This is a genomic window from Rhodanobacter sp. B05, from assembly GCF_002001085.1.
Classification (GTDB): Bacteria; Pseudomonadota; Gammaproteobacteria; order Xanthomonadales; family Rhodanobacteraceae; genus Rhodanobacter.
Genome location: NZ_MUNU01000019.1, coordinates 205,611 through 228,711 on the forward strand (window position 1 = coordinate 205,611; position 23,101 = coordinate 228,711).

Annotated in this window: 26 protein-coding genes; 15 read left to right on the top strand and 11 right to left on the bottom strand. The window is 66.1% G+C overall.

Features of this window, described 5'->3' with window-relative positions; genetic code table 11:
- Positions 1-48: 48 nt before the first annotated feature.
- Together asd and B0E47_RS14465 are read left to right on the top strand one after the other, a co-directional pair.
- Positions 49-909, top strand: coding sequence for an archaetidylserine decarboxylase (asd, locus tag B0E47_RS14460; protein WP_077514978.1), 861 nt, complete (start codon positions 49-51; stop codon positions 907-909).
- Positions 910-1,019: 110 nt separating this feature from the next.
- Positions 1,020-1,457 (top strand): hypothetical protein, encoded by a 438-nt coding sequence (locus tag B0E47_RS14465; RefSeq protein ID WP_077514979.1) that lies wholly within the window; start codon positions 1,020-1,022, stop codon positions 1,455-1,457.
- Positions 1,458-1,492: 35 nt separating this feature from the next.
- On the opposite strand, the gene B0E47_RS14470 is transcribed toward B0E47_RS14465, so the two are convergent.
- Entirely contained in the window at positions 1,493-2,971 is a 1,479-nt protein-coding gene (locus B0E47_RS14470) for a lytic transglycosylase domain-containing protein (protein WP_077515378.1), read from the bottom strand.
- 122 nt (positions 2,972-3,093) lie between these two features.
- On the opposite strand from B0E47_RS14470, the gene B0E47_RS14475 reads away from it, so the two are divergent.
- From B0E47_RS14475 to greB, 3 genes are read left to right on the top strand one after another with little or no spacing between them, the layout of a single operon-like run.
- Positions 3,094-4,599, top strand: coding sequence for a helicase HerA-like domain-containing protein (locus B0E47_RS14475; RefSeq protein ID WP_077514980.1), 1,506 nt, complete (start codon positions 3,094-3,096; stop codon positions 4,597-4,599).
- Between the two features lie 12 nt (positions 4,600-4,611).
- Entirely contained in the window at positions 4,612-5,856 is a 1,245-nt protein-coding gene (locus B0E47_RS14480) for a hypothetical protein (protein WP_077514981.1), read from the top strand.
- Complete coding sequence (gene greB / locus B0E47_RS14485; protein ID WP_077514982.1) at positions 5,853-6,353, top strand: transcription elongation factor GreB; 501 nt, start codon at positions 5,853-5,855, stop codon at positions 6,351-6,353. Before B0E47_RS14480 ends, greB begins: the two co-directional genes overlap by 4 nt.
- On the opposite strand, the gene phnD is transcribed toward greB, so the two are convergent.
- Entirely contained in the window at positions 6,344-7,348 is a 1,005-nt protein-coding gene (gene phnD / locus B0E47_RS14490; protein WP_254422948.1) for a phosphate/phosphite/phosphonate ABC transporter substrate-binding protein, read from the bottom strand. The genes greB and phnD overlap by 10 nt on opposite strands.
- Before the next feature lie 194 nt (positions 7,349-7,542).
- On the opposite strand from phnD, the gene B0E47_RS14495 reads away from it, so the two are divergent.
- Positions 7,543-8,178, top strand: a complete 636-nt coding sequence (locus B0E47_RS14495) for a methyltransferase domain-containing protein (RefSeq protein WP_217318938.1) — start codon at positions 7,543-7,545, stop codon at positions 8,176-8,178.
- 58 nt (positions 8,179-8,236) lie between these two features.
- Here B0E47_RS14495 and B0E47_RS14500 read toward each other — a convergent pair whose 3' ends face one another.
- Positions 8,237-9,043, bottom strand: coding sequence for a DUF3025 domain-containing protein (locus B0E47_RS14500; protein WP_077514984.1), 807 nt, complete (start codon positions 9,041-9,043; stop codon positions 8,237-8,239).
- Positions 9,044-9,050: 7 nt separating this feature from the next.
- Entirely contained in the window at positions 9,051-10,388 is a 1,338-nt protein-coding gene (gene rimO / locus B0E47_RS14505; protein ID WP_077514985.1) for a 30S ribosomal protein S12 methylthiotransferase RimO, read from the bottom strand.
- Positions 10,389-10,497: 109 nt separating this feature from the next.
- Here rimO and B0E47_RS14510 point away from each other — a divergent pair, with 109 nt between their 5' ends.
- Genes B0E47_RS14510 through pcp form a run of 8 tightly spaced genes read left to right on the top strand, consistent with a single transcriptional unit; the run spans position 10,498 to position 16,422 of the window.
- Positions 10,498-11,166 carry a dienelactone hydrolase family protein gene (locus B0E47_RS14510; protein WP_077514986.1) on the top strand — a complete coding sequence of 223 codons (669 nt, stop codon included), beginning with the start codon at positions 10,498-10,500 and terminating at the stop codon, positions 11,164-11,166.
- Complete coding sequence (locus B0E47_RS14515; RefSeq protein WP_077514987.1) at positions 11,163-11,585, top strand: HIT family protein; 423 nt, start codon at positions 11,163-11,165, stop codon at positions 11,583-11,585. Before B0E47_RS14510 ends, B0E47_RS14515 begins: the two co-directional genes overlap by 4 nt.
- A 1-nt stretch (position 11,586) precedes the next feature.
- A complete protein-coding gene (pxpB, locus tag B0E47_RS14520; RefSeq protein WP_254422949.1) occupies positions 11,587-12,297 on the top strand; it encodes a 5-oxoprolinase subunit PxpB in 711 nt (236 codons plus the stop codon).
- Positions 12,294-13,292 (top strand): biotin-dependent carboxyltransferase family protein, encoded by a 999-nt coding sequence (locus tag B0E47_RS14525; RefSeq protein WP_077514989.1) that lies wholly within the window; start codon positions 12,294-12,296, stop codon positions 13,290-13,292. Before pxpB ends, B0E47_RS14525 begins: the two co-directional genes overlap by 4 nt.
- Positions 13,289-14,053 (top strand): 5-oxoprolinase subunit PxpA, encoded by a 765-nt coding sequence (locus B0E47_RS14530; protein ID WP_077514990.1) that lies wholly within the window; start codon positions 13,289-13,291, stop codon positions 14,051-14,053. Before B0E47_RS14525 ends, B0E47_RS14530 begins: the two co-directional genes overlap by 4 nt.
- Before the next feature lie 31 nt (positions 14,054-14,084).
- Positions 14,085-14,780 (top strand): DUF969 domain-containing protein, encoded by a 696-nt coding sequence (locus B0E47_RS14535; protein ID WP_077514991.1) that lies wholly within the window; start codon positions 14,085-14,087, stop codon positions 14,778-14,780.
- A 2-nt stretch (positions 14,781-14,782) separates the two neighbouring features.
- Positions 14,783-15,751 (top strand): DUF979 family protein, encoded by a 969-nt coding sequence (locus tag B0E47_RS14540; RefSeq protein ID WP_077514992.1) that lies wholly within the window; start codon positions 14,783-14,785, stop codon positions 15,749-15,751.
- Between the two features lie 14 nt (positions 15,752-15,765).
- Positions 15,766-16,422, top strand: coding sequence for a pyroglutamyl-peptidase I (gene pcp, locus B0E47_RS14545; RefSeq protein ID WP_077514993.1), 657 nt, complete (start codon positions 15,766-15,768; stop codon positions 16,420-16,422).
- Between the two features lie 95 nt (positions 16,423-16,517).
- On the opposite strand, the gene B0E47_RS14550 is transcribed toward pcp, so the two are convergent.
- From B0E47_RS14550 to apbC, 4 genes are all read right to left on the bottom strand, one after another.
- On the bottom strand, positions 16,518-17,006 hold the full coding sequence (locus B0E47_RS14550) for a hypothetical protein (protein ID WP_077514994.1): 489 nt from the start codon (positions 17,004-17,006) through the stop codon (positions 16,518-16,520).
- 97 nt (positions 17,007-17,103) lie between these two features.
- Complete coding sequence (dcd, locus tag B0E47_RS14555; RefSeq protein WP_077514995.1) at positions 17,104-17,670, bottom strand: dCTP deaminase; 567 nt, start codon at positions 17,668-17,670, stop codon at positions 17,104-17,106.
- A 228-nt stretch (positions 17,671-17,898) separates the two neighbouring features.
- Positions 17,899-18,450 (bottom strand): NADPH-dependent FMN reductase, encoded by a 552-nt coding sequence (locus tag B0E47_RS14560; RefSeq protein ID WP_077514996.1) that lies wholly within the window; start codon positions 18,448-18,450, stop codon positions 17,899-17,901.
- Positions 18,447-19,541 (bottom strand): iron-sulfur cluster carrier protein ApbC, encoded by a 1,095-nt coding sequence (apbC, locus tag B0E47_RS14565; protein ID WP_077514997.1) that lies wholly within the window; start codon positions 19,539-19,541, stop codon positions 18,447-18,449. Before apbC ends, B0E47_RS14560 begins: the two co-directional genes overlap by 4 nt.
- Before the next feature lie 178 nt (positions 19,542-19,719).
- On the opposite strand from apbC, the gene B0E47_RS14570 reads away from it, so the two are divergent.
- A complete protein-coding gene (locus B0E47_RS14570; RefSeq protein ID WP_077514998.1) occupies positions 19,720-20,184 on the top strand; it encodes a DUF2147 domain-containing protein in 465 nt (154 codons plus the stop codon).
- An 87-nt stretch (positions 20,185-20,271) separates the two neighbouring features.
- Here the strand turns inward: B0E47_RS14570 and B0E47_RS14575 are convergent, their stop codons facing one another.
- From B0E47_RS14575 to B0E47_RS14585, 3 genes are all read right to left on the bottom strand, one after another.
- Entirely contained in the window at positions 20,272-21,069 is a 798-nt protein-coding gene (locus B0E47_RS14575) for a DeoR/GlpR family DNA-binding transcription regulator (protein ID WP_077514999.1), read from the bottom strand.
- Positions 21,062-21,694 carry an HAD family phosphatase gene (locus B0E47_RS14580; RefSeq protein WP_254422950.1) on the bottom strand — a complete coding sequence of 211 codons (633 nt, stop codon included), beginning with the start codon at positions 21,692-21,694 and terminating at the stop codon, positions 21,062-21,064. The genes B0E47_RS14575 and B0E47_RS14580 overlap by 8 nt, the downstream gene beginning before the upstream one ends.
- 114 nt (positions 21,695-21,808) lie before the next feature.
- The gene (locus B0E47_RS14585) at positions 21,809-22,924 is read right to left on the bottom strand and encodes an MFS transporter (protein ID WP_168171077.1); all 1,116 of its coding nucleotides are present in this window, start codon (positions 22,922-22,924) and stop codon (positions 21,809-21,811) included.
- Between the last annotated feature and the right edge of the window lie 177 nt (positions 22,925-23,101).

The following is a 23,101-nucleotide window of genomic DNA, read 5'->3' on the forward strand; positions in this document are numbered from 1 at the left end:
CCGGCCATTATAGGGCCAGCAGGCTGACCGACCCCGTATACTGGACGGATGACTTTCAACGTATTCCTGCAATACATCCTGCCGCACCGCTTCCTTTCGCGCATCGTCTACTGGGCCACGCGCTGGACCTTCGCGCCGTGGAAGAACTGGCTGATCGGCACCATCGTGCGCAACTACGACGTCAACATGACCGAGGCGGCGCAGCCCGACGCGCTGGCCTACCAGCACTTCAACGCGTTCTTCACGCGCAAGTTGCGGCCCGATGCACGCCAGGCCGATGCCGATCCGATCGCCCTGCTCTCACCCGCTGACGGCCGCGTCAGCCAGTCCGGCGCGATCGTCGACGGCCGCATCTTCCAGGCCAAGGGCCAGGACTACAGCACCGCCGAGCTGCTCGGTGGCGACGAGGCCGCCGCCGCGCCGTATCGCAACGGCCGCTTCATCACCGTCTACCTGTCCCCACGCGACTATCACCGCGTGCACATGCCGTTGAAAGGCACGTTGCGCGAGACAGTGCATGTACCAGGTCGCATCTTCAGCGTGGCGCCGTTCGCGGTGGCAGCGATCCCGCGGCTGTTCGCCCGCAACGAGCGGCTGGTCTGCCATTTCGACGGCGAACACGGCCCATTCGTGGTGGTGATGGTCGGCGCCATCCTGGTCTCGTCGGTGGCCACCGTGTGGGACGGTTTGGTGATCCCGCCGTATGCCTCGTCGATCCGGCGCAAGTCCTTCGCCGGCCAGCACATCACGCTGGAACGCTTCGCCGAGATGGCGCGCTTCAACATGGGTTCCACGGTGATCGTGCTGCTGCCCGCGGGCGGTGCGACCCTGGACGCGCTGCAACCGCAGCAGGCGGTCCGGGTCGGCCAGCGAATCGGCCTCGGGCGCAGCAGCGACCCCGAAAGCTGACGCCACGTGTCATTTTGTGACGTTCTAGGCGCTAATTCCGGGGTGCTTTGCTAAGATCGGGGAGAGCGATGCGGCAACCGGTGCCGCGCAATCCAGTGTCGAGGGGAACCATGCAGATACTCACTCCATTGTTCGTGGCAATGCGCGCGCGCCAGCTTGGCCGGCAGTTCCGCGACATTGAACGCAGCATCCGGGCCCTACCCAAGCGCAACCGTGACCGGCTGGGCATGCTCACCTTGCGCGAGATCGGGCAGGCCTCGCGCTGCGACTTCCCGCATCTGTACGGCACCACCCCCGAATCGCGCTACCTGCCCTGGGGTCAGGGTACCGATATCGGCTACGAGCGCGCCCGCTCGAACAATGCCGAGGTAGCGTTGCGCGGCATCTCCCTGTGGCTGGCGGTCGCCTATCACGAGACCAAGACCACGACCCAGCCCGCCCTGCAGCTGCAGCACCGGCAACTGCTGCAATTGCTGCGTGAACTGAAGGAAATCCAGAGCGGCAAGAGCAGCGTGGATGACTGGATGCAGGAAAGCGCCGTCGCCTGATCGCTCCCCTGCAAGCAGCAACCGGCGGCTCACGCTCAGCGGCAGACCGGCACTTTCAGCTGCTGGCCTACCCGAATGCCATGATGCTTGAGCCCGTTCATCTCGGAAATTTCCTGCACGCTTGAACAATGCAGCTTGCGCACGATGCTGATCAAGGTGTCGCCATGGCGCACGCGATAGCTTTTCGTCGACGGCACCGGGGGAGCGACCGGCTTCGGGTCGGGCACCACCGGCACCGTCGCGTTATGCAGATCGGCGGCGAGAATCGGCCACGGGCCATCGACACAACGTGAGGCGTAGGCGCGCTCCAGCTGCCTCGGCACCTGCAACAGGGTTCCGGTCGGCTGGCTTACATCGGGATCGAGCCGGGGATTCAGGTTGCGCAGCGTACGGAACCAGCCGTCGCTCATGCCATCGGCCGAACCCAGGCATACGGTGAGCTCGTCCAGCGAGGCGGCCCGCTTCAAGGTGATCGTGCCCGGAACCCCATCGACTTCCGGAAAACGCAGGTTGTAGCTGTCCGGATGCAGGAACAGCCAGGCCGCCGCCAATACGGCAGGCACGTAGTCGCGCGTCTCGGGCGACATCTGGTTGTAGACACGCGGGTCATAGAAGCTCACCGAAGTGTCATCCCCCACCGCGCGCCGCATCCGGCCCTCGCCACCGTTGTAGGCGCCGATGACGAGCTCCAGGTTGTTGTTGAAGATGCGCAGTTGCTCGTTGAGATACTCGGCGTTCGCCCGTGCCGAGGCCGCCGGATCGAAACGCGTGTCGAAACCATTGTCCACGCCCAGCCCGAACCGCATGCCGGTGGAGTACATGAACTGCAGCGGGCCGGCGGCGCCGGAACGCGACACCGCGTGCACCTTGCCGCCCGACTCCTGCGCCAGGATGCCGAACAGCAGGGCTTCGGGAAGATCGGCCTTTTCGTACGCCGGCCACATCTCGTGGCGCAGATAGCGGTAGTTGACCCAGGCATCCATCAACTGCGGGCGACGCTGGGTCAACCACATCTCCAGCGCGGCCTTGACCGGCCCGTTCATCGCGATCAGTTGCGACAGCTTCTGCCCATGCAACAGGGTCACGCTGCGCTGCGCCTGCGGCAGGCTGGCCGCGCCGGCATGACCGGCAGCAAGCGAGGCCTGCGACGAGTCGACATCGCCCGCCAGGTCCTGGTCTCCGCCGAAATCGCCGTCCTTCAGTCGCAGCAGCCGGTCGAACACCGAAAAGAATCGCTGCGGATCGCAGCCCGGTGTACTGCCGCACTGGGCCGAAGCCTGCTTCAGGCGGTCGAGCGACTGGCGCAGGGTCAGCTGCGAGGCTTCGAGATCGCCTTCGCGCGACTGCTGCAGCGCCGTCTCGTAGCCCGTGCTGGCCTGATCGAGCTGGCTGTAGAGCGCATTGACCTGGGCCGATGGCTTGCCACCTCCGGTACTGGCGCAGGCGCCGAGCAGGCCGAGCGACACGGCAAGTGTGGCCAGACGCATGGAACGAAACACGGAACACGACAACATCAGCAACTTCACCCGCGGAAAACGTCCACCATAGCTGGCACAGCGCCCCGACTCAACGCAGCGCCACGCGACAACATCATCGTGTTGGCTACAATCGCTTGACCACCAACGGACGGAACGCCATGACTGACATCCTGATCGGCCGCAACGACAGCGCCAGCGTCAGCCTCGACCCGCATTACGGCAATCGCCACGGCATGATCGCCGGCGCCACCGGCACCGGAAAATCCGTCTCGCTGATGGTGCTGGCCGAAGGTTTCTCGCGGTTGGGCGTGCCGTGCTTCCTGGCCGATGCCAAGGGAGATCTGGCCGGCCTGTCGATGGCGGCTGCCGAGGCGGGCGACAAACTCAAGGCACGGCTGGACAAGATCAAGCTCACCGACTGGAAGCCGCAGGCCAATCCGGTGGTGTTCTGGGACATCTACGGCAAACTCGGCCACCCGGTGCGCGCCACCATCAGCGAGATGGGCCCGACCCTGCTCGGTCGCGTGCTGGAATTGAACGACACCCAGGAAGGCGTGCTGGAAGTGATCTTCAAGGCCGCCGACGACCAAGGCTGGCTGCTGCTGGATCTGGCCGACCTGCGCGCGTTGCTTACCTACGCATCGGAAAACGCCAAGGACATCTCGACCCACTACGGCCTGATCAGCACCACCAGCATCGCGGCTATCCAGCGTGCGGTCCTGAAACTTGAAAGCGACGGTGCCGACCAGTTCTTCGGCGAACCGGCGCTGGAGCTGACCGACCTGATGCGCCAGGACATGAGTGGCCGCGGCATCATCAACGTGCTCGCCGCCGATCAACTGATCCTGAAGCCGCGGTTGTATTCCACCTTCCTGCTGTGGCTGCTGTCTGAACTGTTCGAACAATTGCCCGAGGTGGGCGATCTCGATCAGCCGAAGATGGTGTTTTTCTTCGACGAGGCGCACCTGCTGTTCGACGATGCGACGCCGGCGTTGCAGCAGCGCGTCGAGCAGGTCGTGCGGCTGATCCGTTCCAAGGGCGTCGGCGTGTATTTCTGTTCGCAGAATCCCGACGACGTGCCGGGTGTGATCCTTGGCCAGCTCGGCAACCGCATCCAGCACGCACTGCGCGCGTTCACCCCGCGCGATCAGAAGGCGGTCAAGGCGGCGGCGGAAACCTTCGTCGCCAATCCGAAACTCGATGTCATCGAGGCGATCACCAGACTGGCGGTAGGCGAGGCGCTGGCCTCCACCTTGGCCAACGGCGGTGTACCCACGCCGGTCGAACAGATACTGGTGACCACGCCGTGCTGCCGCATCGGCGCGATCACCGACGCCGAGCGCTCCACCATCCGCCAGCGCTCGCCCGTCGGCGCGAAGTACGACACGACCGTCAACCGCGAATCCGCCGCCGAGATGCTGGCCAAACGTGCCGAGGACAAAACCGCCGATGCCGCCACCGTCGCCGCCGGTGCGACCAAGGATGCATCCGGACAAGCAGGATCGGGCTGGGGCGGTGCCGTGCATGACGCGATCTTCGGCACCAAACGTCGCCAGGGCATGATCGAGACGATGAGCAAGCAGATGGTGCGCACGGCCGGCAGCCAGCTCGGCCGGCAAATCCTGCGCGGCGTGCTCGGGGGTATTTTCGGCGGCAAGCGCTGAAGCATCCTGCTCATGTCGAAAGTCGAACTGATCGACCTGCGCCAGCCGCTTTCCTGGCATGTGCTGGATGCCTTGCGTTACCCGCTGCGTGCCAGCGCCCTGCCCGGCCTCGTCATCTTCACCCTGGCGCACTACCTGGCCTTGCTGCCGGCCGCCGGCTGGTTGCTGGAGCTGGTGATCTGGGCCGCCACCTACCTGTATGCACTGGAATGCCTGCGCCACAGCGCCGACGGCTTTGCGCAGCCGCCGGAGTTCGCCGAACCGGGCCATGGCGGCTGGGCGCTGGTGGCGATCCTGCTGTGGTCGACCCTGCTGACCCTGGCGGTGAAGCTGAATTTCGGCGGCAGCACCTGGCTGGTCAGCGCGTTGACAGCCATCACGCTGCCCGCCATCGCGATGTCGCTGGCGCTGGACGGCGGCGTTTCGCACGCGCTGAATCCGCTGACCTGGCTGCAGATCATGGCGCGCTTCGGTTCACCCTACCTGCTGCTGATCGGCGTGCAACTGTTGATCGCGTTGCTGCTCGGCTCGGCTCAGCTGGGTCTGGAGCACGTGCTGCCTCGGTTACTGTCGCTGCCGCTGTTCTATTTCGTGGCGATCTACGCCACCCTTTTCAACTTCCGCCTGATGGGCGTGCTGATCCACCAGCGCCACGAACAATTCGGCCTGCAACCGAAGGCCCGCCAACTCGCCACGCAGAACCACCAGGACGACGACCAGCGCTTGCTGGACGACGCCAATGAGCTGGGGCAGCAGCAACCGCAAGCGGCACTCGAACTGCTGGTACCGCGCCTGCGCGATCGCGCCGCGCCGGCGTCGCTGCACCTGGCCTACCGCCAGTTGCTGAAACAGCAGGGCTTGCGTGATGCACTGCTTGTGCATGGGCAGATCTGGATGGCCGCCCTGATCGCCCAGGGCGAACCGCGACGGGCGCTTGGCGTCCTGCAGGAATGCCTCGGCCTGGATGCGGATTTCACTCCGGACGATCCGCGTACCTGTGGCGAACTGGCCGACCTGGCCGCCCGCCTGGGCATCAGCCGAATCGCCCTGAAGCTCTGCCGCGGCTACCTGCAACACTGGCCCCGGGACACGCAGACACCCCACTACGGGCTGCTTGCCTCGCGCCTGCTTGCCGAACATGCCGACCAGCATGCGGAAGCGAGGCAACTGCTCGACCAACTCGCTGCCGCGTGGCCCGAACATCCCCTGCGCGCCGAGATCGAACAGCAGCGACAACGCCTGGCCGGCTTCGCATGAGTCGCTGGCGCCCACCGTCGCCGGGTTCGACCGCGATCATCACCCGCGAAGGCTTCGAGCGGCTCAAGACCGAGCTGGACCATCTGTGGCACACCGTGCGCCCGGAGGTGGTCAAGGCGATCACTGCTGCTGCGGCCGAGGGCGACCGTTCGGAGAACGCCGAATACATCTATCGCAAGAAGCAACTGGCCGAGATCGATCGTCGCGTGCGCTACCTGAGCAAGCGGATACCCTCGCTGAAGGTGGCCGAGGGTACGCCCGGCGACCGCGCACAGGTGTTCTTCGGCGCCACCATCGAACTCGAGAATGTCGACACCGGTGAAGCGCTGCTCTACCGCATCGTCGGGCCCGACGAGACCGACGCGAAACAGGGCTGGATCAGCATCGACTCGCCGATCGCGCGAGCCGTGCTGAAAAAGCGCATGGACGACGAATTCGTCGCCGAACTGCCGGCCGGACCGGCGCGGTTTGCCGTGATCGCCGTGGACTATCGCTGATTCAACATCTGGGTGGCGCGTTGATAGTCGCGCTCGATCTGATCCAGCCGCGCCTGCCGCGCCTGCGAGCTGACCCACTGGCTGTGCTCGGCCTGCGCGCGCAGCAAGGCGTGTTGCATGTCGACGAACGGCTGCAGTACCTGACTGGTTTCCGGAGCGAAGCCACCCAGGTCGGGAATGCGCGCAAGCTGGTCGCGTTCGCGCTCACCAACGGCGCCCGGTGTGCTGCCGTACGCCAGCAGGAACGCCGTCAGGCGTGCCCGCAACGCGGCGGGGATGCCTTCGCGCAATACCAGCACACCGGAAGGGATCAGACCGGAGCGCCAGATCACCTTGAGCTGGGCCGCCTCGCGCGGGAAGTTGCGCCGGAACAGGTCCATGTCGGGGTTGTTGCTGCTGGCCACGTCCACTTCGTGGTTGACCACGGCAAGCAGGTTGCCCTGGTGGTCGCCGACCTCCACACGTGCAAAGAACGTGTCGGAATTGAGTCCGCGTGGCGCGAAGACATAGGCTTCCGGCGCGGTGTAACCGCTCACCGACAGATGCTCGCTGCGCGCATAGCTCCAGCGCCCGGGTGCCGCCAGCAGGCCGGCCAGCGTGCGGATCGGGCTGTCCGCCCGCACCACCAGCATCGCCACGTTGCCGCGCGCGCCATCGCTGCGCACGAACTGCGCGAACACCTGCATGTGCTGGCGCGTCACCGCCTCGACCGCCAGCTTGCCGGACAGGAAGGCGATGTCCACGCGCTGTGCGCCGATGGCGTCGGAAAGGCTCGCGTAACTGCCCACCGACACCGTCGTCACCGGATGCCCCAGTTGCTTGTGCAGGTCATCCAGCAGCGGTCGCCACTGTTCCAGGGATTCGGCCGCACTGCCGATGGGCAGAATGCCGAAACGGATCGGTGCTGCCGCATCGGCCTGACTGTCCGCCGCGCGCACCGTGCCTGCGACACAGGCCAGTGCGCCCAGCAACAGGCACGGCATCACGATGCGCATGGAAGCGCGCCAACCAAACCACGACGCCCACTCGTGTCTTGCGATATTCAACACGCCTGCCCCTGACTTGCCCGCTGCGCTCTGTATAGTCGCGATCACCGATCAGGGCAAGTTGCACCCGTGCAGCTGCTCTCACATGTCGAATCGCCGTGTCTGCAATACTGTCCATCCGGATGCCGTGGAGGGCGACACTGTTGGAAGAACTCGATGCACTCACACCCCTGGTCGCGCGCAGGAGTTCACCCGCCGCGGTACAGGGCTCACGCCTGACGTTCTTCCGACAGTGGCTGCGTCACCCCCTGCGCATGTCCTCGATCACGCCCTCCGGCCGCCAGTTGGCCCGCATGATGGCGGCAGCCGTTTCCCCGGACGCGCAAGGGGTGATCGAACTGGGCGCCGGCACCGGCGTGATTACCCAGGCACTGATCAACCACGGGATCAGGCCCGAGCGGTTGCTGGTGGTCGAGATGAACGACGTGCTGCATGAATTGCTGCGTCAGGCGTTTCCCCGCGCGAACGTGGTTTGTGGCGATGCGCGGACCCTGCGGAAACTGACCACCGAGGGCGGCACGTTCGGCACTCGCCCGGTCGACGCCGTGGTCAGCAGCCTGGGCTTGCTGGCCATGCCCGCATCCGTACAGCATGACATTCTGGCCGCCGCGTTCGAGGTATTGCGCCCGCGTGGTGGCGTCTTCGTCCAGTATACGTATGGACCCTCCAGGCCGGTGGCGGCGGAAGTCTGCGCCACACTCGGCCTGCGCGCACGGCGCCACGGCTGGGCATGGCGCAACCTGCCGCCTGCGCGTGTGTACGTCTACTCTCGCGATTGAGCCGACGCGGCGCGCTGCAGTTCGCGGGCATGGCGGGCGTGGACAGCCCGGACCCCGCTCATATCACGCCGGGCGCAGGATATCTCCGGCCCGCGCGCCTGGCCTGATAGCACGCCGTGTTCCGGTGAAAGGCCTCCACGGCGTTGTCGTCTCGCCATCCCGGCAACCCGGACAGCGGCAGGGGACGCAGTTCGAGCGGATCGTTGAGCAGGTTGCCGCTGGCGATCGCTCCGGCACAGTGGGCGCCGATGCTGGACGCGTCCGCATCGGCTGACTGGAACACCAGCGCCTTGCCGACCAGCAGCCGGGTCGGGTCCAGGGCCAGTTCGAGCAAGGCGTGTCCGAACAGTTGCAGCTGGATCGTGCCATCCAGCCACGCTTGTCGCTGGCGCCAGAACAGGCCATGCCAGTCATGCGCATCCCACAACGCCAGCACGGCAGGATCCCGCAGCCACACGATCACGCCGGCTTCGTCGAAGTGGGTCAGTGCGTATTGCGCACGGGAGCGGATTTTCGGGCCCATGCGCGCGATCTCGGCAATCTGGCGCCGGTTCAATGCCTGCTTGAGCGCTGGATGGCGCAGCCAGATCAGGGCGTTCAGCAGATCGTGCCAGTTGCCCTCGCGCGTCGCGATGTCTCCCCGCTCGGCAATGCGCTGTTCGTAATGCCGGCCATCCGCCAACAGCGACGGCGTCTGCGCCACGAAGCGATACGAAGCCTCTCCGGACCAGCCGTCGTTGAGCTGGTCCATCGATGGCCAGCTGTCGCCTTCGAGCCACGCCGCGTGGTCGCCCCACGCCATCAGTGGCATGCGCTGGAAGACCCTCCGGTCGATCTCGCCGCGTGCCGGTGCGACGTAGCGCATGGCAGGCTCAGATCACCGCCAGCGTCGGATGGGCCAGACGCGCCTGCAAATCATGCTCGCCCGCGCCTTCGACCACCACCTCGACGAACTGGCCGGGATTCAGCTTCTGGCCGTCGGCGATCAGCACGGTGCCGTCGATTTCCGGCGCGTCCGCCGCGGAGCGGGCGACCGCCCCATTCGCACCTGCTTCGTCGACCAGCACCTGGATGGTGCGGCCGATCTTGCCCTGCAGCCTGGCCGCGGAGATTTCCGCCTGCACCGCCATGAACTGTTCGAGGCGGTCCTCCTTCAATTCCTCGGACACCGGATCGGGCAGCTCGTTGGCCTTCGCCCCATCGACCGGCGAGTAGGCGAACGCGCCGACGCGGTCGAGCTTCGCCTCGCGCAGGAAATCGAGCAGTTCCTCGAACTCGGCATCGGTCTCGCCGGGAAAGCCGACGATGAACGTGCTGCGGATGGTCAGATCCGGCACTACCTTGCGCCAGGCGTTGATGCGCTCCAGCGTCTTGTCGATATTGCCGGGGCGCTTCATCAGCTTGAGGATGCGCGGGCTCGCATGCTGGAACGGGATGTCCAGGTACGGCAGCAATTTGCCGGCAGCCATCAACGGCATCAGCTCGTCCACGTGCGGGTACGGGTAGACGTAATGCAGTCGCGTCCACACGCCAAGCTCGGACAGTCCCTCGCACAGCTCGGTCATGCGCGTGCGATACGCCTTGTCGCGCCAGCTGCGCTCGACGTACTTCAGGTCGACGCCATAGGCGCTGGTGTCCTGCGAGATCACCAGCAGTTCCTTCACACCGCCCTTGACCAGCCGTTCGGCCTCCCGCAATACCTCGTCGACCGGACGCGACACCAGGTTGCCGCGCATCGACGGGATGATGCAGAAGCTGCAGCGGTGATTGCAGCCTTCGGAAATCTTCAGGTAGGCATAGTGCTTCGGCGTGAGTTTCACACCGGTGTCCGGCACGATGTCGATGAACTTGTTGCGCTTCGGCGGCAGCGCAGCATGCACGGCACTCATCACGCTGGCGTAGTCCTGCGGACCGCTGATCGACAACACGTCCGGGTAGGCCTCGCGGATCAGTCCGTCGCGCTTGCCCAGGCAGCCGGTGACGATCACCTTGCCGTTCTCGTTGAGCGCGGTGCCGATCGCGTCCAGCGACTCCTGCACCGCCGCGTCGATGAAGCCGCAAGTGTTCACCACCACCGCGTCGGCGGCGCCATAGCTGGGCACGATCTCGTAGCCCTCGACCTTGAGCTGGGTGAGGATGCGCTCGGAATCGACCAGCGCCTTGGGGCAGCCAAGGCTGACAAAGCCGATCTTGTGGGCGGTCTGGGACATGGTGGGGGCAGCCGTGAATATTGCGTGGAAACAGCCGATTATACGGGAGCGCCGCACCCCTGCCGCTGCGGCTAACATCAGGATGTCGAAGCAAACCTCAGGAACGACCATGGGCCAGCACATCAACCTCCCCACCGGCGGCACCCAATGCATCGGCGCCTACCTGGCCAAACCCGACGGCAAGCCCAGGGGCGGCCTGGTGGTGATCCAGGAGATCTTCGGCGTCACCGCTCACATGCGCAGCGTGGTCGATCGCTTTGCCGAGCATGGTTACACCGCGATCGCGCCAGCCTTCTTCGACCACCTGGAAACCGGCGTGGAGTTGAGCACCGACCAGGTCGGCGCCAATCAGGGCAAGCGGCTGGTGACGGAGCTGGGGCTTGATCGCGCACTCGAGGACGTGGCCAGCGCGGCCGAAGCCATCGCGTCGGCCGGCAGGATCGGGACGGTCGGCTATTGCTGGGGCGGCACGGTCGCCCTGCTCGCGGCCCTGCGGCTGGGTCTGCCTTCGGTGAGCTATTACGGCGCACGCAACCTGGCCTTCCTGCATGAAGTGCCCAAGGCACCGATGATGTTCCATTTCGGCGAGAAGGACCAGCACATCACGCCGGACATGGTGGAAAAGCACCGCGTCGCGTTTCCGCAAATGGACGTCCATACCTATCCGGCCGATCACGCTTTCAACCGCGACGGCAGCGCGCCCTACCACGAGCCCAGCGCGAAACTCGCGCTGCAACGGACGCTGGCCTTCTTCGACAAGTACCTCGCCAGCGCATGAATGGAGGCGCATTCGCACTCGACCCCCGGCTGGCCGCGGACACGTGCCTGGTCGCCTCGCTGCCGTTGTGCGATGTGCAACTGATGAACGATGCACGTTACGCCTGGCTGGTGCTGGTACCGCGTCGCGGCAGCCTCGTCGAAATCGCCGACCTGAGTGACGACGACCAGGCGCTGCTGTGGCGCGAAGTGAACCTTGCCGCACGCGTGCTGCGTGCCGTCGCGCCCTGCGACAAGCTCAACCTGGGCGTATTGGGCAACATCGTGCGGCAGTTGCACGTGCACGTCGTCGCGCGCTGCCAGGGTGATGCCGCCTGGCCTGGACCGGTCTGGGGTCACGGGCAGGCGCAGCCCTACGCCGAGGATGCGCTGCACGAACGGCTGGCGGCAGTGCGCCACGCGCTGGAAGCGTCGGGTTAGCGTGGAGACCGCCTCGATCCAGTTCGAACCGTTCGCCGAGGACGCACTGCTGCTGCGTTTCGACCATCGCATCGACGCGGCGATCAACGCGCGCGTGCATGCCGCCGTGGCCACCTTGCAGCGCGACCTGCCGCGACTGGAATGCGTGCCGGCCTATGCCAGCGTGCTGCTGCGCTTCGACCCACTGGCCTGGCGGGACGCCAACACCGCCGACCCGCACCAGGTGCTGGAATGTGCGGTACGCGCCGCACTTAGCGCGGGCGAAAGCTCGCCCCGGGCGCCGCACGAACGGGAGATTCCGGTGTGCTATGGCGGCGCCCACGGGCCGGACCTGGTCGACGTGGCACAACACCTCGACCTGACGATCGACGAGGTGACCGCCCGTCATGTCGCCGCCGATTATCGCGTGGCGATGCTCGGATTCGCGCCCGGCTTTCCCTATTTGCTGGGACTCGATCCGACGCTGGCGATGCCACGCCGTCGTGATCCACGCCAGCGCGTACCTGCCGGCAGCGTGGCGATCGGCGGCGCGCAGACCGGCATCTATCCGGAGCAGTTGCCCGGCGGCTGGCAACTGATCGGACGCACGCCGCTGCGCCTGTTCGATGTTGCCGCCACGCCGCCCTCGCTGCTCGGCGCAGGCGACCGCGTGCGCTTCCGCGCCATCGGCGAGGACGAGTTCCGGCACCTCGAAGCGGAACAACGCGCATGAGCGTGAGCGTGCTCAAGCCGGGCCTGCTCAGCACGCTTCAGGACGCTGGCCGCCCTGGCCATGCCGCGATCGGTGTCGGTCGCGCTGGCGCCATGGATGTGCCGGCCTGGCGGCTGGCCAATGCCCTGGTCGGCAATCACGGCGACGAGGCCGCGCTCGAATGCACCCTGCTTGGCCCGACCCTGCGTTTCGAACGCGCCGTGTGGATTGCATTGACCGGCGCGCCGATCCAGGCGCAGGTTGGCGACGTCGCGCTACCGCCGTGGACGGCCTGCCATCTGCCCGCCGGCAGCGTGCTGCAACTCGGCGGCATGGCCATCGGCTGCCGCAGCTATCTGGCCGTGCGTGGTGGCTTCGACGTGACACCGGTACTGGGCAGCCTCAGCAGCGACCTGCATGCGCGGCTCGGCCATGAAGCCGGCCGCGCCCTGCAAGTCGGCGACGTGCTGCCGATCGGGCATGCCGGCGCGGTGCGCGAGCCAGACCCCACCCAATCCGTCCATGCCTCGCCCTGGGGGCTGGATCCGCAGCCATGGTTCGACTTCGCATCGGCGCCCATCACGCTGTTGCACGGCAGTCACTGGTCGCAGCTGGACGAGGCCTCGCAACAACGCCTGCATGACGCCCGCTTCAGCATCGGCCAGGACAGCAACCGCACCGCCAGCCGTCTGGACGGCCAGACCCTGCAACTGCGCGCGCCACTGGAACTGATCTCCGAAGCCGCCCTGCCCGGCACCATGCAGTTGCCGCCCTCCGGCCAGCCGATCGTGCTGATGGCCGAAGCGCCGGTCACCGGCGGCTATCCGCGCATCGGCCAGATCGCCGCGGTCGACCTGCCGCGGCTGGCACAGCGCCGGCCCGGCGATGCCGTATGCTTTCGGCATGCCAGCCTGGAAGACGCGATCGTCCGACTGGCCGCACGCGAGCGGGCGCTCGGCGCACTGCTGAAACATGTGGCGCAACGACTGCAACAAGATGGATGCACCAACGCATGACACGCATCGACCTCAACTGCGACCTTGGCGAATCCTTCGGCGCGTGGCGCATGGGCGAGGATGCGACGCTGCTGGAACTGGTCAGCTCGGCCAACATCGCCTGTGGCTTCCATGCCGGCGATCCGCTGATCATGCAGCAGACGGTGCGCCTGGCCGCGGCACGCGGCGTGGCGATCGGCGCGCATGTCTCGCTGCCCGATCTGCAGGGCTTCGGCCGGCGCGAGATGCGCGTCAGCGCGGACGAGGCCGGCGCCATGACGCTGTACCAACTCGGCGCCCTGCACGCCTTTGTCCGGGCTGCCGGCACGCGGCTGGCCCACGTCAAACCGCATGGCGCGCTGTACAACATGGCCGCGCGCGACCGTGCGCTGGCCGATGCGATCGCCCGTGCCGCGCAGGCGTTCGATCCGCAGCTGATCCTGTTCGGCCTCGCCGCCTCGGCATTGATCGACGCCGGCAAGGCGATCGGATTACCGGTGGCGGCGGAAGCGTTCGCCGACCGTCGCTATTGCGCCGATGGCTCGCTGCAACCGCGTGGCGAGGCCGGTGCGGTGATCGATGACAACGACGACGCCCTGGAACAGGCGCTGGGCATCGCCCGCGACGGCGTGGTGGTGACGGTCGATGGCAGCCGGGTGAACCTGCGCGCCGACACGCTGTGCCTGCACGGTGACGGTGTGCATGCCGTGCAGTTGGCGCGCCAGTTGCGCGCCGCGCTCGAGCAGGCCGGCGTTCGCATCGCGGCCCCGGGCACCGCATGATTCTGCCCTCCACTGCCCGCACGAGGAACGCATGAACTACTGGCCCCTGCTTGGCGTCGCGGTGATCGTGATCGGCTTCGCGCTGCGTTTCAACGCGGTGCCGGTGGTGGTCACCGCCGCCCTGGTCAGCGGCTTGCTGGCCGGTCTGTCGGTGCCCGACCTGCTTGCCCTGCTCGGCAACAGTTTCGTGTCGGCGCGGATGTTGTTGCTGTTTGTGCTGACGCTGCCGGCGATCGGTCTGCTTGAACACGCCGGCCTGCGCGAACATGCGCAGCGCTGGATGGCACGCATGCAAAGCCTGACCCTGGCACGCTTGCTGATCGGCTACCTGCTGCTGCGCCAGTTGCTGGCCACGGTGGGCCTGACCGGCGTCGCCGGCCCCGCACAGACGGTGCGCCCCTTGCTGGCGCCGATGGGCGAGGCCGCGGCGGAAAAGATTCTTCCAGGTTTCGATGAAGCCGACCGCGAGGAACTGCGTGCGGTTGCCGCCGCCACCGACAATATCGGACGCTTCTTCGGCGAAGACGTGTTCATTGCGTTGGGCGCGGTACTGCTGATCCAGGGCTTTTACAGCCAGCATGGCATCGAGCTGAGCCCGCTGGCAATCGCGCTGTGGGCGTTGCCCACGGCGATCGCCGCGTTCGCGATCCAGTCGGTGCGCATATGGTTGTACCAGCGTCGCCTGCAGCGTCGCGCCGCCGCCCCGCGCCATCGACAGGACGCCTGAGCATGTTGCGCATCGAACATGCGTACTGGCTGATCGCGGCGTTCCTGCTCTACAGCGGCTGGCGCAACCTGCGCGACGGGCATGGATGGCATGCCGCATTCTGGACTGTGCTCGGACTGCTGTTCGGTGCGGGCGACTTCATCCTGGCGCAATCGGCCGCAGGCCACGCGCTACCGGCACAGGTCGCCGGTGCTGGCGTGATCGCACTGGCCTTGCTGGCGCCACGGCTGAAACGCATGGCGCATCCGGAGAGCAGCAGCGCGGAACAGCGCCTGCAATCGGCGATCCGGCTGGGACACAAGCTGTTGGTGCCCGCCCTGCTGATTCCGCTGGTCACCCTGCTGGTTGCACTGTTTGGGGCGCACGTGGTGATCGGCGGGCAGGCGCTGTTCGCCGCGCCGCAGATGACGCTGACCGGACTTGCGCTGGCCTGCGTGGTGGCGCTGTTCGCGGCTTCGGTGATTGCACGCACGCCCATGCACGAAGGTGCGGCCGAGGGCCGGCGCCTGCTCGACGCGATCGGCTGGGCTGCCTTGCTGCCGCTGTTGCTGGCGGCGCTGGGCCAGGTATTCACCCGGAGCGGCGTGGGCGCTGCCATCGCGGCGATCGCCACCGATTTCCTGCCCACCGGCAATGCCACCGCGGCGCTGCTGACCTTCGCGCTGGGCATGGTGCTGTTCACCGTGATCATGGGCAATGCGTTCGCCGCCTTCCCGGTGATGATGGCCGGCATCGGCCTGCCGCTCTTGATCCACCAGCATGGCGCGCATCCGGCCATCCTCGGCTCGATGGGCATGCTGTGCGGCTACTGCGGCACCCTGCTCACGCCGATGGCCGCCGACTTCAACCTGGTGCCCGCGGCACTGCTGGAACTGCGCAATCCCTACGGGGTGATCAAGGCGCAAGCGTGGAGCGCGCTGTGGATCTTCATCAGCACCTTCGTGCTGATGTGGCTGCTGGTGTTCCGCTGAATCGAGGGATACCCATGAACAAGACCCTGCCACGCATCCTGCTGACCGGCTTCGACCCGTTCGATGGCGAAACCGTCAACCCCTCGTGGGAAGCCGTGCGCGCCCTGCACGGGCGACGCACCGGCGGGCATCTGGTGGTGGCGCGCCAGCTGCCAACCGAGTTCGCCGCCTCGCTGCGACTGCTCACGGCTGCCATGCGTGAGCTGAAACCGGCAATCGTGCTGGGCGTAGGCCAGGCCGGCGGCCGGCCGCAGCTGTCGCTGGAACGGGTGGCGATCAACCTGCAGGACGCACGCATCCCGGACAATGCCGGTGCGCAGCCGATCGACGAGCCGGTGATCGCCGGTGCCCCGGCCGCGTATTTCAGCACGCTGCCGCTCAAGTCCATGCTGGCGGCGCTGCACGATGCCGGCTTGCCGGCCGGGATATCGCACAGCGCCGGCACCTATGTCTGCAACCACATCGCCTACGCGATGCTGCACCTGGCGGCAGAAAAGCGCGGCGTGCGCGCCGGCTTCATCCACATTCCCTATTTGCCGGAGCAAGCCGCAGGGTTGCGCGGCGCGGCCAGCATGGCGCAGCCCGAGGTGGAGCGTGCCCTGATGATCGCGTTGCACACGGCAGCAACCACCCGCGTCGACCGCAAACTCAGCGGCGGCAGCCTTGCCTGAAGCGGTCCGGAAACCTGTCCCGCCATGTGCACAGGCCGGCGACCGGGGTCGCGGGCCTGTGCAATGGACGCGGATTCATTGCAGCGCGGGCAGGATCAGCCGCCGAGCCCGTTGCCCTGGGTGTGATCCTGCGGCGGAGGCGCCTCGACCGGTGCGTGCTGATGATAATCCTCCAGCTTGCGCGCCTTGGTATTGACCGGGCTGATCTCGGTCAGGCGGCCCTTGTGGTCGAAGAAATAGGCCTTGAACCCGTAGTCGATCGACATGCGCGCCATGTATTGCAGGTGCTTCTTGCCTACCTTCGCATCGTCGCTGTCGATCAGCAGCACCTTCTTGGGCAGACGTCCCTGGTCGCGCAGGTAGGAGAAATGACTGCCCGCATCGGTGGCCGAAAGCACCGCGCCGTCGATCAGGAACTGGCCGTCCTTGTAGGACTCCATGGTCAGGTCGAACTGACCCTTCATCGACGTCGCTAGATTCTGCTCCTGCTTGACCTCGCCGCGATGGCAACCGGCCAGCAACAGGACACTGCCCAGCATGATCGCGGCCGTGATGCGGGCAAGCAGGGTGGACGTTCGGCTCATGCGGATCTCCTGGAAGGGCGTTTGTCGCAGGGGATGAAGTCTAGCAGCCTGTCGGCTTCCGGTTCGCGGGTTCGCGGCGCCGTTCAGGCAGGCGTTCTCAAGTGCGCGGCAGGGTCACGCCCTGCTGGCCCTGGTACTTGCCGCCGCGGTCCTTGTAGCTGGTCTCGCATTCCTCGTCGGATTCGAGGAACAGCATCTGCGCCACGCCTTCGTTGGCGTAGATTTTTGCGGGCAGCGGCGTGGTGTTGGAGAACTCCAGCGTCACGTGGCCTTCCCACTCCGGCTCCAGCGGCGTCACGTTGACGATGATGCCGCAACGCGCATATGTGCTCTTGCCCAGGCAGATCGTCAGCACCTTGCGCGGGATGCGGAAGTATTCGACCGTGCGCGCCAGTGCGAACGAATTCGGCGGGATGATGCACACGTCCGCCTCGACATCGACGAAGCTCGACGGATCGAACGACTTCGGATCCACGATGGTGGAATTGATATTGGTGAAGATCTTGAACTCACGTGCGCAACGCACGTCGTAGCCGTAGCTGGAGGTGCCGTAGGAGATCAGCTTGTTGCCGTCGCGCAGCTTGATCTGGCCTGGCTCGAACGGCTCGATCATGCCCTGGCTCTCGGCCATGCGGCGGATCCACTTGTCGGGTTTGATGCTCACGCTGACTCCGGTCGGTAACGATGCCACCCGATTCGGTCGGGCGTAAAACGACAAAAATACATGGTCGGGACACCCCCGCGCCAGCCACCCGCGCCGCCGTCCCCGTAGGAGCCCGCTCGCGGGCGATGCTCTTTTTTCGGGATTCGGGATTCGGGATTCGGGATTCGGGATTCGGGATTCGGGATTCGGGATTCGGGATTCGCAAGAGCATCGCCCGCCAGCGGGCTCCTACGACGGGCCGAAGGGGATCTCGGTGAGGAGGACATCCAGCGCTGTACGCAATTCCGTGCAGCGTTCCGCACTGGCCAGCACCTGGGCCGCCGTGCAGCCGGCCCCCGGCAGCGCCACCGGCACCGGCTGCGACGTCAGCAACTGCGCGGACATGGTGGTCAGGATTTCCGCCAGTGCCTCCTGCGCATGGTACGAACCACGCGCCGCGGTGTTCAGTAGCAGGATTGGCTTGCCCGGAAATTCCAGGCTGCCCACCAGCCAGTCGAGCAGATTCTTGAATGCGCCGGGCACGCCGTGGGCGTATTCGGGGCAGGCGATCAGCAAGGCATCCGCGCGACCGACCACTTCACGCAGCGCCTGCACCGATGCGGGCACGGCATCGGCTTCATCATCCGGATTGAACAGCGGCAAGCTGCCGAGGCCGTCGTACAACACCAGCTTCAGCGTCGCCGGTGCCAGCTGTTGCGCGGCCTGCAACGCGGCGGTATTCGACGACAGCCGGCGCAGGCTGCCGCACAGGCAGAGCACGCGCCGTGCCGGCGCCGTCATGCCGCGGGCACGCCCTGCACCACGATCTTGCCCAGCCCCAGCGACTTGTTGCGCGGCTGCCGCGACAGCCGACCGGCCGCGTTGCGGGCGATCTCGCGATAGCGGGCGGCAAGGTCGGATTCCGGCATCGCCACCACGGTGGGGTTGCCGCCATCGGCCTGCTCGCGGATGCGGATGTCCAGCGGCAGCGAACCGAGATAAGCCACATCGTACTGCTCCGCCATGCGCGCGCCGCCGCCTTCGCCGAAGATGTGTTCCTCCTGGCCGCAGTTCGAGCAGATGTGGGTGGCCATGTTCTCCACCACGCCGAGCACCGGCACCTCGACCTTCTCGAACATCTTCAGCGCCTTGCGCGCGTCCAGCAGGGCGATGTCCTGCGGCGTGGTGACGATCACCGCACCGGCCACCGGCACCTTCTGCGACAGCGTGAGCTGGATGTCGCCGGTGCCCGGCGGCAGGTCGACGATCAAATAATCGAGCTGCTCCCAACGCGTGTCGGTAAGCAGTTGCATCATCGCCTGGGTGACCATCGGGCCACGCCAGATCATCGGCGTGTCGGCCTCGACCAGGAAACCGATCGACATCACCGGCATGCCATGGGCCTGCATCGGGATGATGCTCTTGCCGTCCGGCGAGCTCGGCTTGCCGCTGACGCCGAGCATGGTCGGCTGGCTGGGGCCGTAGATGTCCGCGTCCAGCACGCCGACCTTCGCGCCTTCGGCCTGCAGCGCCAGCGCCAGGTTCGCCGCCACCGTGGACTTGCCCACGCCGCCCTTGCCGGAGGCCACCACGATGATGTTCTTGACGTTCGGCAGCGGGCCCAGCGTGCCCTGCACCTTGTGCACGTGGATGCGGCTGGTGATCGACACGGCCGCCGACGCGATCGCCGGATCGGCTTCCAGTGCCTGACGCACGCGTGCGGTGAGATCGTCGATCGCACTGGCGGCCGGATAGCCCAGTTGCAGGTCCACCGACACCTTGGCGCCGTCCACGCCGATCGCGCGCACCGCCTCGGCCAAGGTCGCGCCGGTATGGGAGTCGGTCAGCCCGCCAAGGATCTGGCGGACCAGGGCTTCGTTCGCCTGTGTCATGTCGGTTCGGATGGTCGAGAGAGGCCCATTATGCCAGCCGTGCCGGCCTCACCGGCTGATGCAGATCAGCGCAGCACCTGCAGCTGAACGGTCGCCGCGCAATGGCGCAATGCAGCTTGACGACCCCGCCGATCCTCGCCAGTCTCGATTCCATACGCTTTCGTACGGGAGGAGCACCATGAAGCCAGTGTTTCGTTTTGCCATCGTCACCACTCTGCTGTTCGCCGCCGGCGCCGCACTCGCGGCCAACGACACCCCGGTCGGCACCTGGAAGACCATCGACGACGAGAGCGGCCAGGCCAAGTCGATCGTGCAGATCACCGACAACAACGGCGAGCTGCAGGCGCACATCGTGAAACTGCTCAACCGCAGCCCGGAAGACATCGCCCGCGATGGCGCGGTGGCGGTGTGCAAGAAGTGCGATGGCGAGCGCAAGGACAAGCCGGTCGAAGGCATGAACATCATGTGGAGCGTGCACAAGGACGACGCTGTCTGGGACGGCGGCCATATCCTCGACCCCAAGAGCGGCAAGGTCTACAAGGTCAAGCTCTCGATGCTCGATGGCGGCCAGAAGCTCAATGTGCGCGGCTACATCGGCTTTTCCTGGGTCGGTCGCACCCAGGTGTGGGAACGGCAGGAATAAGCGCCTCAACTGCTTCATGCGCGCCGTTGCATCAAGCCTCATGCCAGCGATCCTGGCCTGAGGCTTTTCATTTGGGCGAAACCAGGCTCACCTCATGCGGGCCGCATCTGCCCGATGCACCACCAGGCCATGTGCACTGAATGTGGCACGCAGCGCGCGACCCACATCGTGTTCGACCACCAGATGCTGGACTTCGTCGATGGCCGCCACTCGATGCGTCGCCACGGTACCGAGTTTGTCGCTGGTGGCTACGATGACTACCTCACTGCTGGCCTCGACCATCGCCCGCTTCAGCAGTGCTTCCTCACTATCGAAACCCCACAGCCCACCGATCGCATCTATCGCACAGGCGCCGGGAAAAGACAGGTCCGCGCGCAGCCGCTGAATCTCCTTCACAGCCTGCGCACCAATGGCAGCACCAATCCGCGTATCGATACGGCCACCGATGAGCAGGATTTCGAAGCCTTCGCGTTCGAGCAGGAGCTGCGCGATATCCGGTGCATTGGTCACAACGGTCAACCCCAAATCCTGCGGCAGCACGGCGGCGATCGCCGCGTTGGTCGACCCGGCATCGATCAGCAGCACCTGACCCTGCCGCACCAGCGTTACCGCCTTGCGTGCCAGTGCCAGCTTGCGGCCGGCGTGTTCCTGTCGCCGCTGCTTGAGCGGCGCAACAGTGGCGGTCATGGGCAAGGCACCGCCGTAGACGCGTTTGCACAGGCCCAGTGCAGCCAGTTCGCGCAGATCGCGTCTGACCGAATCCTCGGACACCGCGAATTCCGTCGCCAACTCCAGCGCCACGACGCGACCGCGCTGGCGCAACCGTTCCAGTATCCATTGCTGGCGTTCCTGCGGCAGCATCTCGCCGGGACTCTGCTTAGCCATGCTGGCGCGCCTCCGGCGCTGCGGCGTCGAGCAAGCCCAGCGCGACAAGTTCTGTGCGCAGCGCCACTGGGTCACGGAACCGCAGCGCATACATGCCGAGCTTCGCCGCCGCATCCACGTTGCGCGTGGCATCGTCGATAAACACGGCTCGTTCCGGATGAATCCCGTAACGGTGCAGCAACAGGTGAAAGATCGCCGGATCGGGCTTGATCAGCCGCTCCTGCCCGGACACCACGATGCCCTCGAATGCCCGCAGGAACGGATAGCGTTCGAACGCCAGCGGAAAGGTCTCCTGCGACCAGTTGGTCAATGCGTACAGGCGTACGCCACGCGCGCGCAGTTCGTCGACAATCGCCACGCTGTCGTGCACCGGGCCTCGCAGCATTTCATCCCAGCGCATGCGGTAGGCCGCGATCAGCGCCGCGTGTTCGGGGAACTCCGCACTGCGCAGCCGGATCGCCTCGTCCCAGGGCCGCCCGGCATCCTGCTGTTCGTTCCACTGCGAATCACACACTTCGCTCAGGAACCGCTCCATCGCCGGTTCGTCATCAAACAGCTGGCGATACAGATGGCGCGGGTTCCAGTCGATCAGGACGCCGCCGATATCGAAGATCACCGTATCCAATTCAGAATGATCCAACGCAGGACGATCCAATTCAGGGTGATCCGGTGCAGCAGGCCGGGTTCCACGCTCGCTCATTTCGCCATCCTCAGTCATGAAGTTCTTTCAACGCCGCACTCAACGCCGCACGATGGGTGCCGCGCCGGCGACCAGCAACAGCATGCCGGCGACCACGCCCAAAGCCATTGGCAGGTTACTGGCATGGGCCACGAAGCCGATCAATGCCGGGCCGCTGAGCAGGCCGGCATAGCCCAGCGTGGTCACCGTAGCAATCGAAATCGCGGGCGCGCTGCCCGGCAAGCGGCCAGCTGCACTGAACATCACCGGCACGATGTTCGACGCGCCCAGGCCGATCAATACGAAGCCGAGCAACGAAGCCGGCGACCACGGCGCCATGGCTGCCAGCAGGAACCCTGCCGCCGCCAGGCTGGCACCGACGCGTACCGTCCATACCGGCCCCAGCCGCGCGATCACCCAGTCGCCGGCAAGGCGGCCAGCCGCCATGGCTACCGAAAAGCACGCATAGCCGATGCCGGCGGATGCCGCGGAGAAGCCGCGGAAGTCACGCAGCAGCACGGCGCTCCAGTCGAGCATCGAACCCTCGGCCAGGAAACTGACGAAGCACAGCACACCAAGCAGCAGCACCAGGCCACGGGGCGGACGGAACCTGATTGGCTGTTTGGCCCCATCGTCGACATGAGAAAGCAGGTTGCCGCGCTGACTGAGCACGATCAACGCCAACAGCAGCGCGATCGCCACGGCGTCGATCGACAGGGGCAAACCCAACGCCAGCAACGCGCTCATGAGCGCGGCGCCCACCAGGCCACCGATACTGAAAAGCCCGTGGAAGCCCGACATCAACGCGCGACCGTCGCGCCGTTCCACTTCAACCGCATGCGCGTTCATCGCCACATCCACCGCGCCAAGCATCGCGCCGAAGTACAGCAGCGTGGCGGCAAGCGTCAGCACATTCGGCACGATCGCGAGCACGGGAATCGCCAGGCACAACAGCAGCCCGGCCACGCTGATCACCCTGCAGTTGCCATAGCGATGCGCCAGCACGCCGACCAGCGGCATCGACAGCATCGATCCACCACCAAAAGCCAGCAGCACCAGACCAAGACTCGCGTCGTCCAGTCCCAGCCGTGCCTTGACCTCCGGCACCATCGGCGCCCAACTGGCCATACCGACGCCGGACACCAGGAAGATCCAGCGGGTGGCGCGGGTGGCCATGACCAGCTCTTGCCTTCCCGCCGGTACGGACCCACTCAGCACATTCATTGTTCCGGACCAGATTTCAAAACGTGCACAAGTGTATATAAACAAGATAAAACGTGCAATGTAGAAGGCATCGCTTTCGAAGGTCGGCATTGCGCCTCGACACCGGCACAGCCGCCTCACATCCGCCGG

What these genes read in the sequence shown, in the direction of transcription:
- B0E47_RS14480 (WP_077514981.1), top strand. Translation starts at nt 4,612, where the DNA reads ATGTCGAAAGTCGAACTGATCGACCTGCGCCAGCCGCTTTCCTGGCAT.
- pcp (WP_077514993.1), top strand. Translation starts at nt 15,766, where the DNA reads ATGAACAAGACCCTGCCACGCATCCTGCTGACCGGCTTCGACCCGTTC.
- B0E47_RS14515 (WP_077514987.1), top strand. Translation starts at nt 11,163, where the DNA reads ATGAATGGAGGCGCATTCGCACTCGACCCCCGGCTGGCCGCGGACACG.
- greB (WP_077514982.1), top strand. Translation starts at nt 5,853, where the DNA reads ATGAGTCGCTGGCGCCCACCGTCGCCGGGTTCGACCGCGATCATCACC.
- apbC (WP_077514997.1), bottom strand. Translation starts at nt 19,541, where the DNA reads ATGACACAGGCGAACGAAGCCCTGGTCCGCCAGATCCTTGGCGGGCTG.
- B0E47_RS14550 (WP_077514994.1), bottom strand. Translation starts at nt 17,006, where the DNA reads ATGAGCCGAACGTCCACCCTGCTTGCCCGCATCACGGCCGCGATCATG.
- B0E47_RS14525 (WP_077514989.1), top strand. Translation starts at nt 12,294, where the DNA reads ATGAGCGTGAGCGTGCTCAAGCCGGGCCTGCTCAGCACGCTTCAGGAC.
- B0E47_RS14560 (WP_077514996.1), bottom strand. Translation starts at nt 18,450, where the DNA reads ATGACGGCGCCGGCACGGCGCGTGCTCTGCCTGTGCGGCAGCCTGCGC.
- B0E47_RS14475 (WP_077514980.1), top strand. Translation starts at nt 3,094, where the DNA reads ATGACTGACATCCTGATCGGCCGCAACGACAGCGCCAGCGTCAGCCTC.
- B0E47_RS14585 (WP_168171077.1), bottom strand. Translation starts at nt 22,924, where the DNA reads ATGGCCACCCGCGCCACCCGCTGGATCTTCCTGGTGTCCGGCGTCGGT.
- B0E47_RS14470 (WP_077515378.1), bottom strand. Translation starts at nt 2,971, where the DNA reads ATGTTGTCGTGTTCCGTGTTTCGTTCCATGCGTCTGGCCACACTTGCC.
- rimO (WP_077514985.1), bottom strand. Translation starts at nt 10,388, where the DNA reads ATGTCCCAGACCGCCCACAAGATCGGCTTTGTCAGCCTTGGCTGCCCC.
- B0E47_RS14510 (WP_077514986.1), top strand. Translation starts at nt 10,498, where the DNA reads ATGGGCCAGCACATCAACCTCCCCACCGGCGGCACCCAATGCATCGGC.
- B0E47_RS14500 (WP_077514984.1), bottom strand. Translation starts at nt 9,043, where the DNA reads ATGCGCTACGTCGCACCGGCACGCGGCGAGATCGACCGGAGGGTCTTC.
- phnD (WP_254422948.1), bottom strand. Translation starts at nt 7,348, where the DNA reads ATGCGCATCGTGATGCCGTGCCTGTTGCTGGGCGCACTGGCCTGTGTC.
- B0E47_RS14465 (WP_077514979.1), top strand. Translation starts at nt 1,020, where the DNA reads ATGCAGATACTCACTCCATTGTTCGTGGCAATGCGCGCGCGCCAGCTT.
- B0E47_RS14535 (WP_077514991.1), top strand. Translation starts at nt 14,085, where the DNA reads ATGAACTACTGGCCCCTGCTTGGCGTCGCGGTGATCGTGATCGGCTTC.
- B0E47_RS14575 (WP_077514999.1), bottom strand. Translation starts at nt 21,069, where the DNA reads ATGGCTAAGCAGAGTCCCGGCGAGATGCTGCCGCAGGAACGCCAGCAA.
- B0E47_RS14530 (WP_077514990.1), top strand. Translation starts at nt 13,289, where the DNA reads ATGACACGCATCGACCTCAACTGCGACCTTGGCGAATCCTTCGGCGCG.
- B0E47_RS14540 (WP_077514992.1), top strand. Translation starts at nt 14,783, where the DNA reads ATGTTGCGCATCGAACATGCGTACTGGCTGATCGCGGCGTTCCTGCTC.
- asd (WP_077514978.1), top strand. Translation starts at nt 49, where the DNA reads ATGACTTTCAACGTATTCCTGCAATACATCCTGCCGCACCGCTTCCTT.
- B0E47_RS14570 (WP_077514998.1), top strand. Translation starts at nt 19,720, where the DNA reads ATGAAGCCAGTGTTTCGTTTTGCCATCGTCACCACTCTGCTGTTCGCC.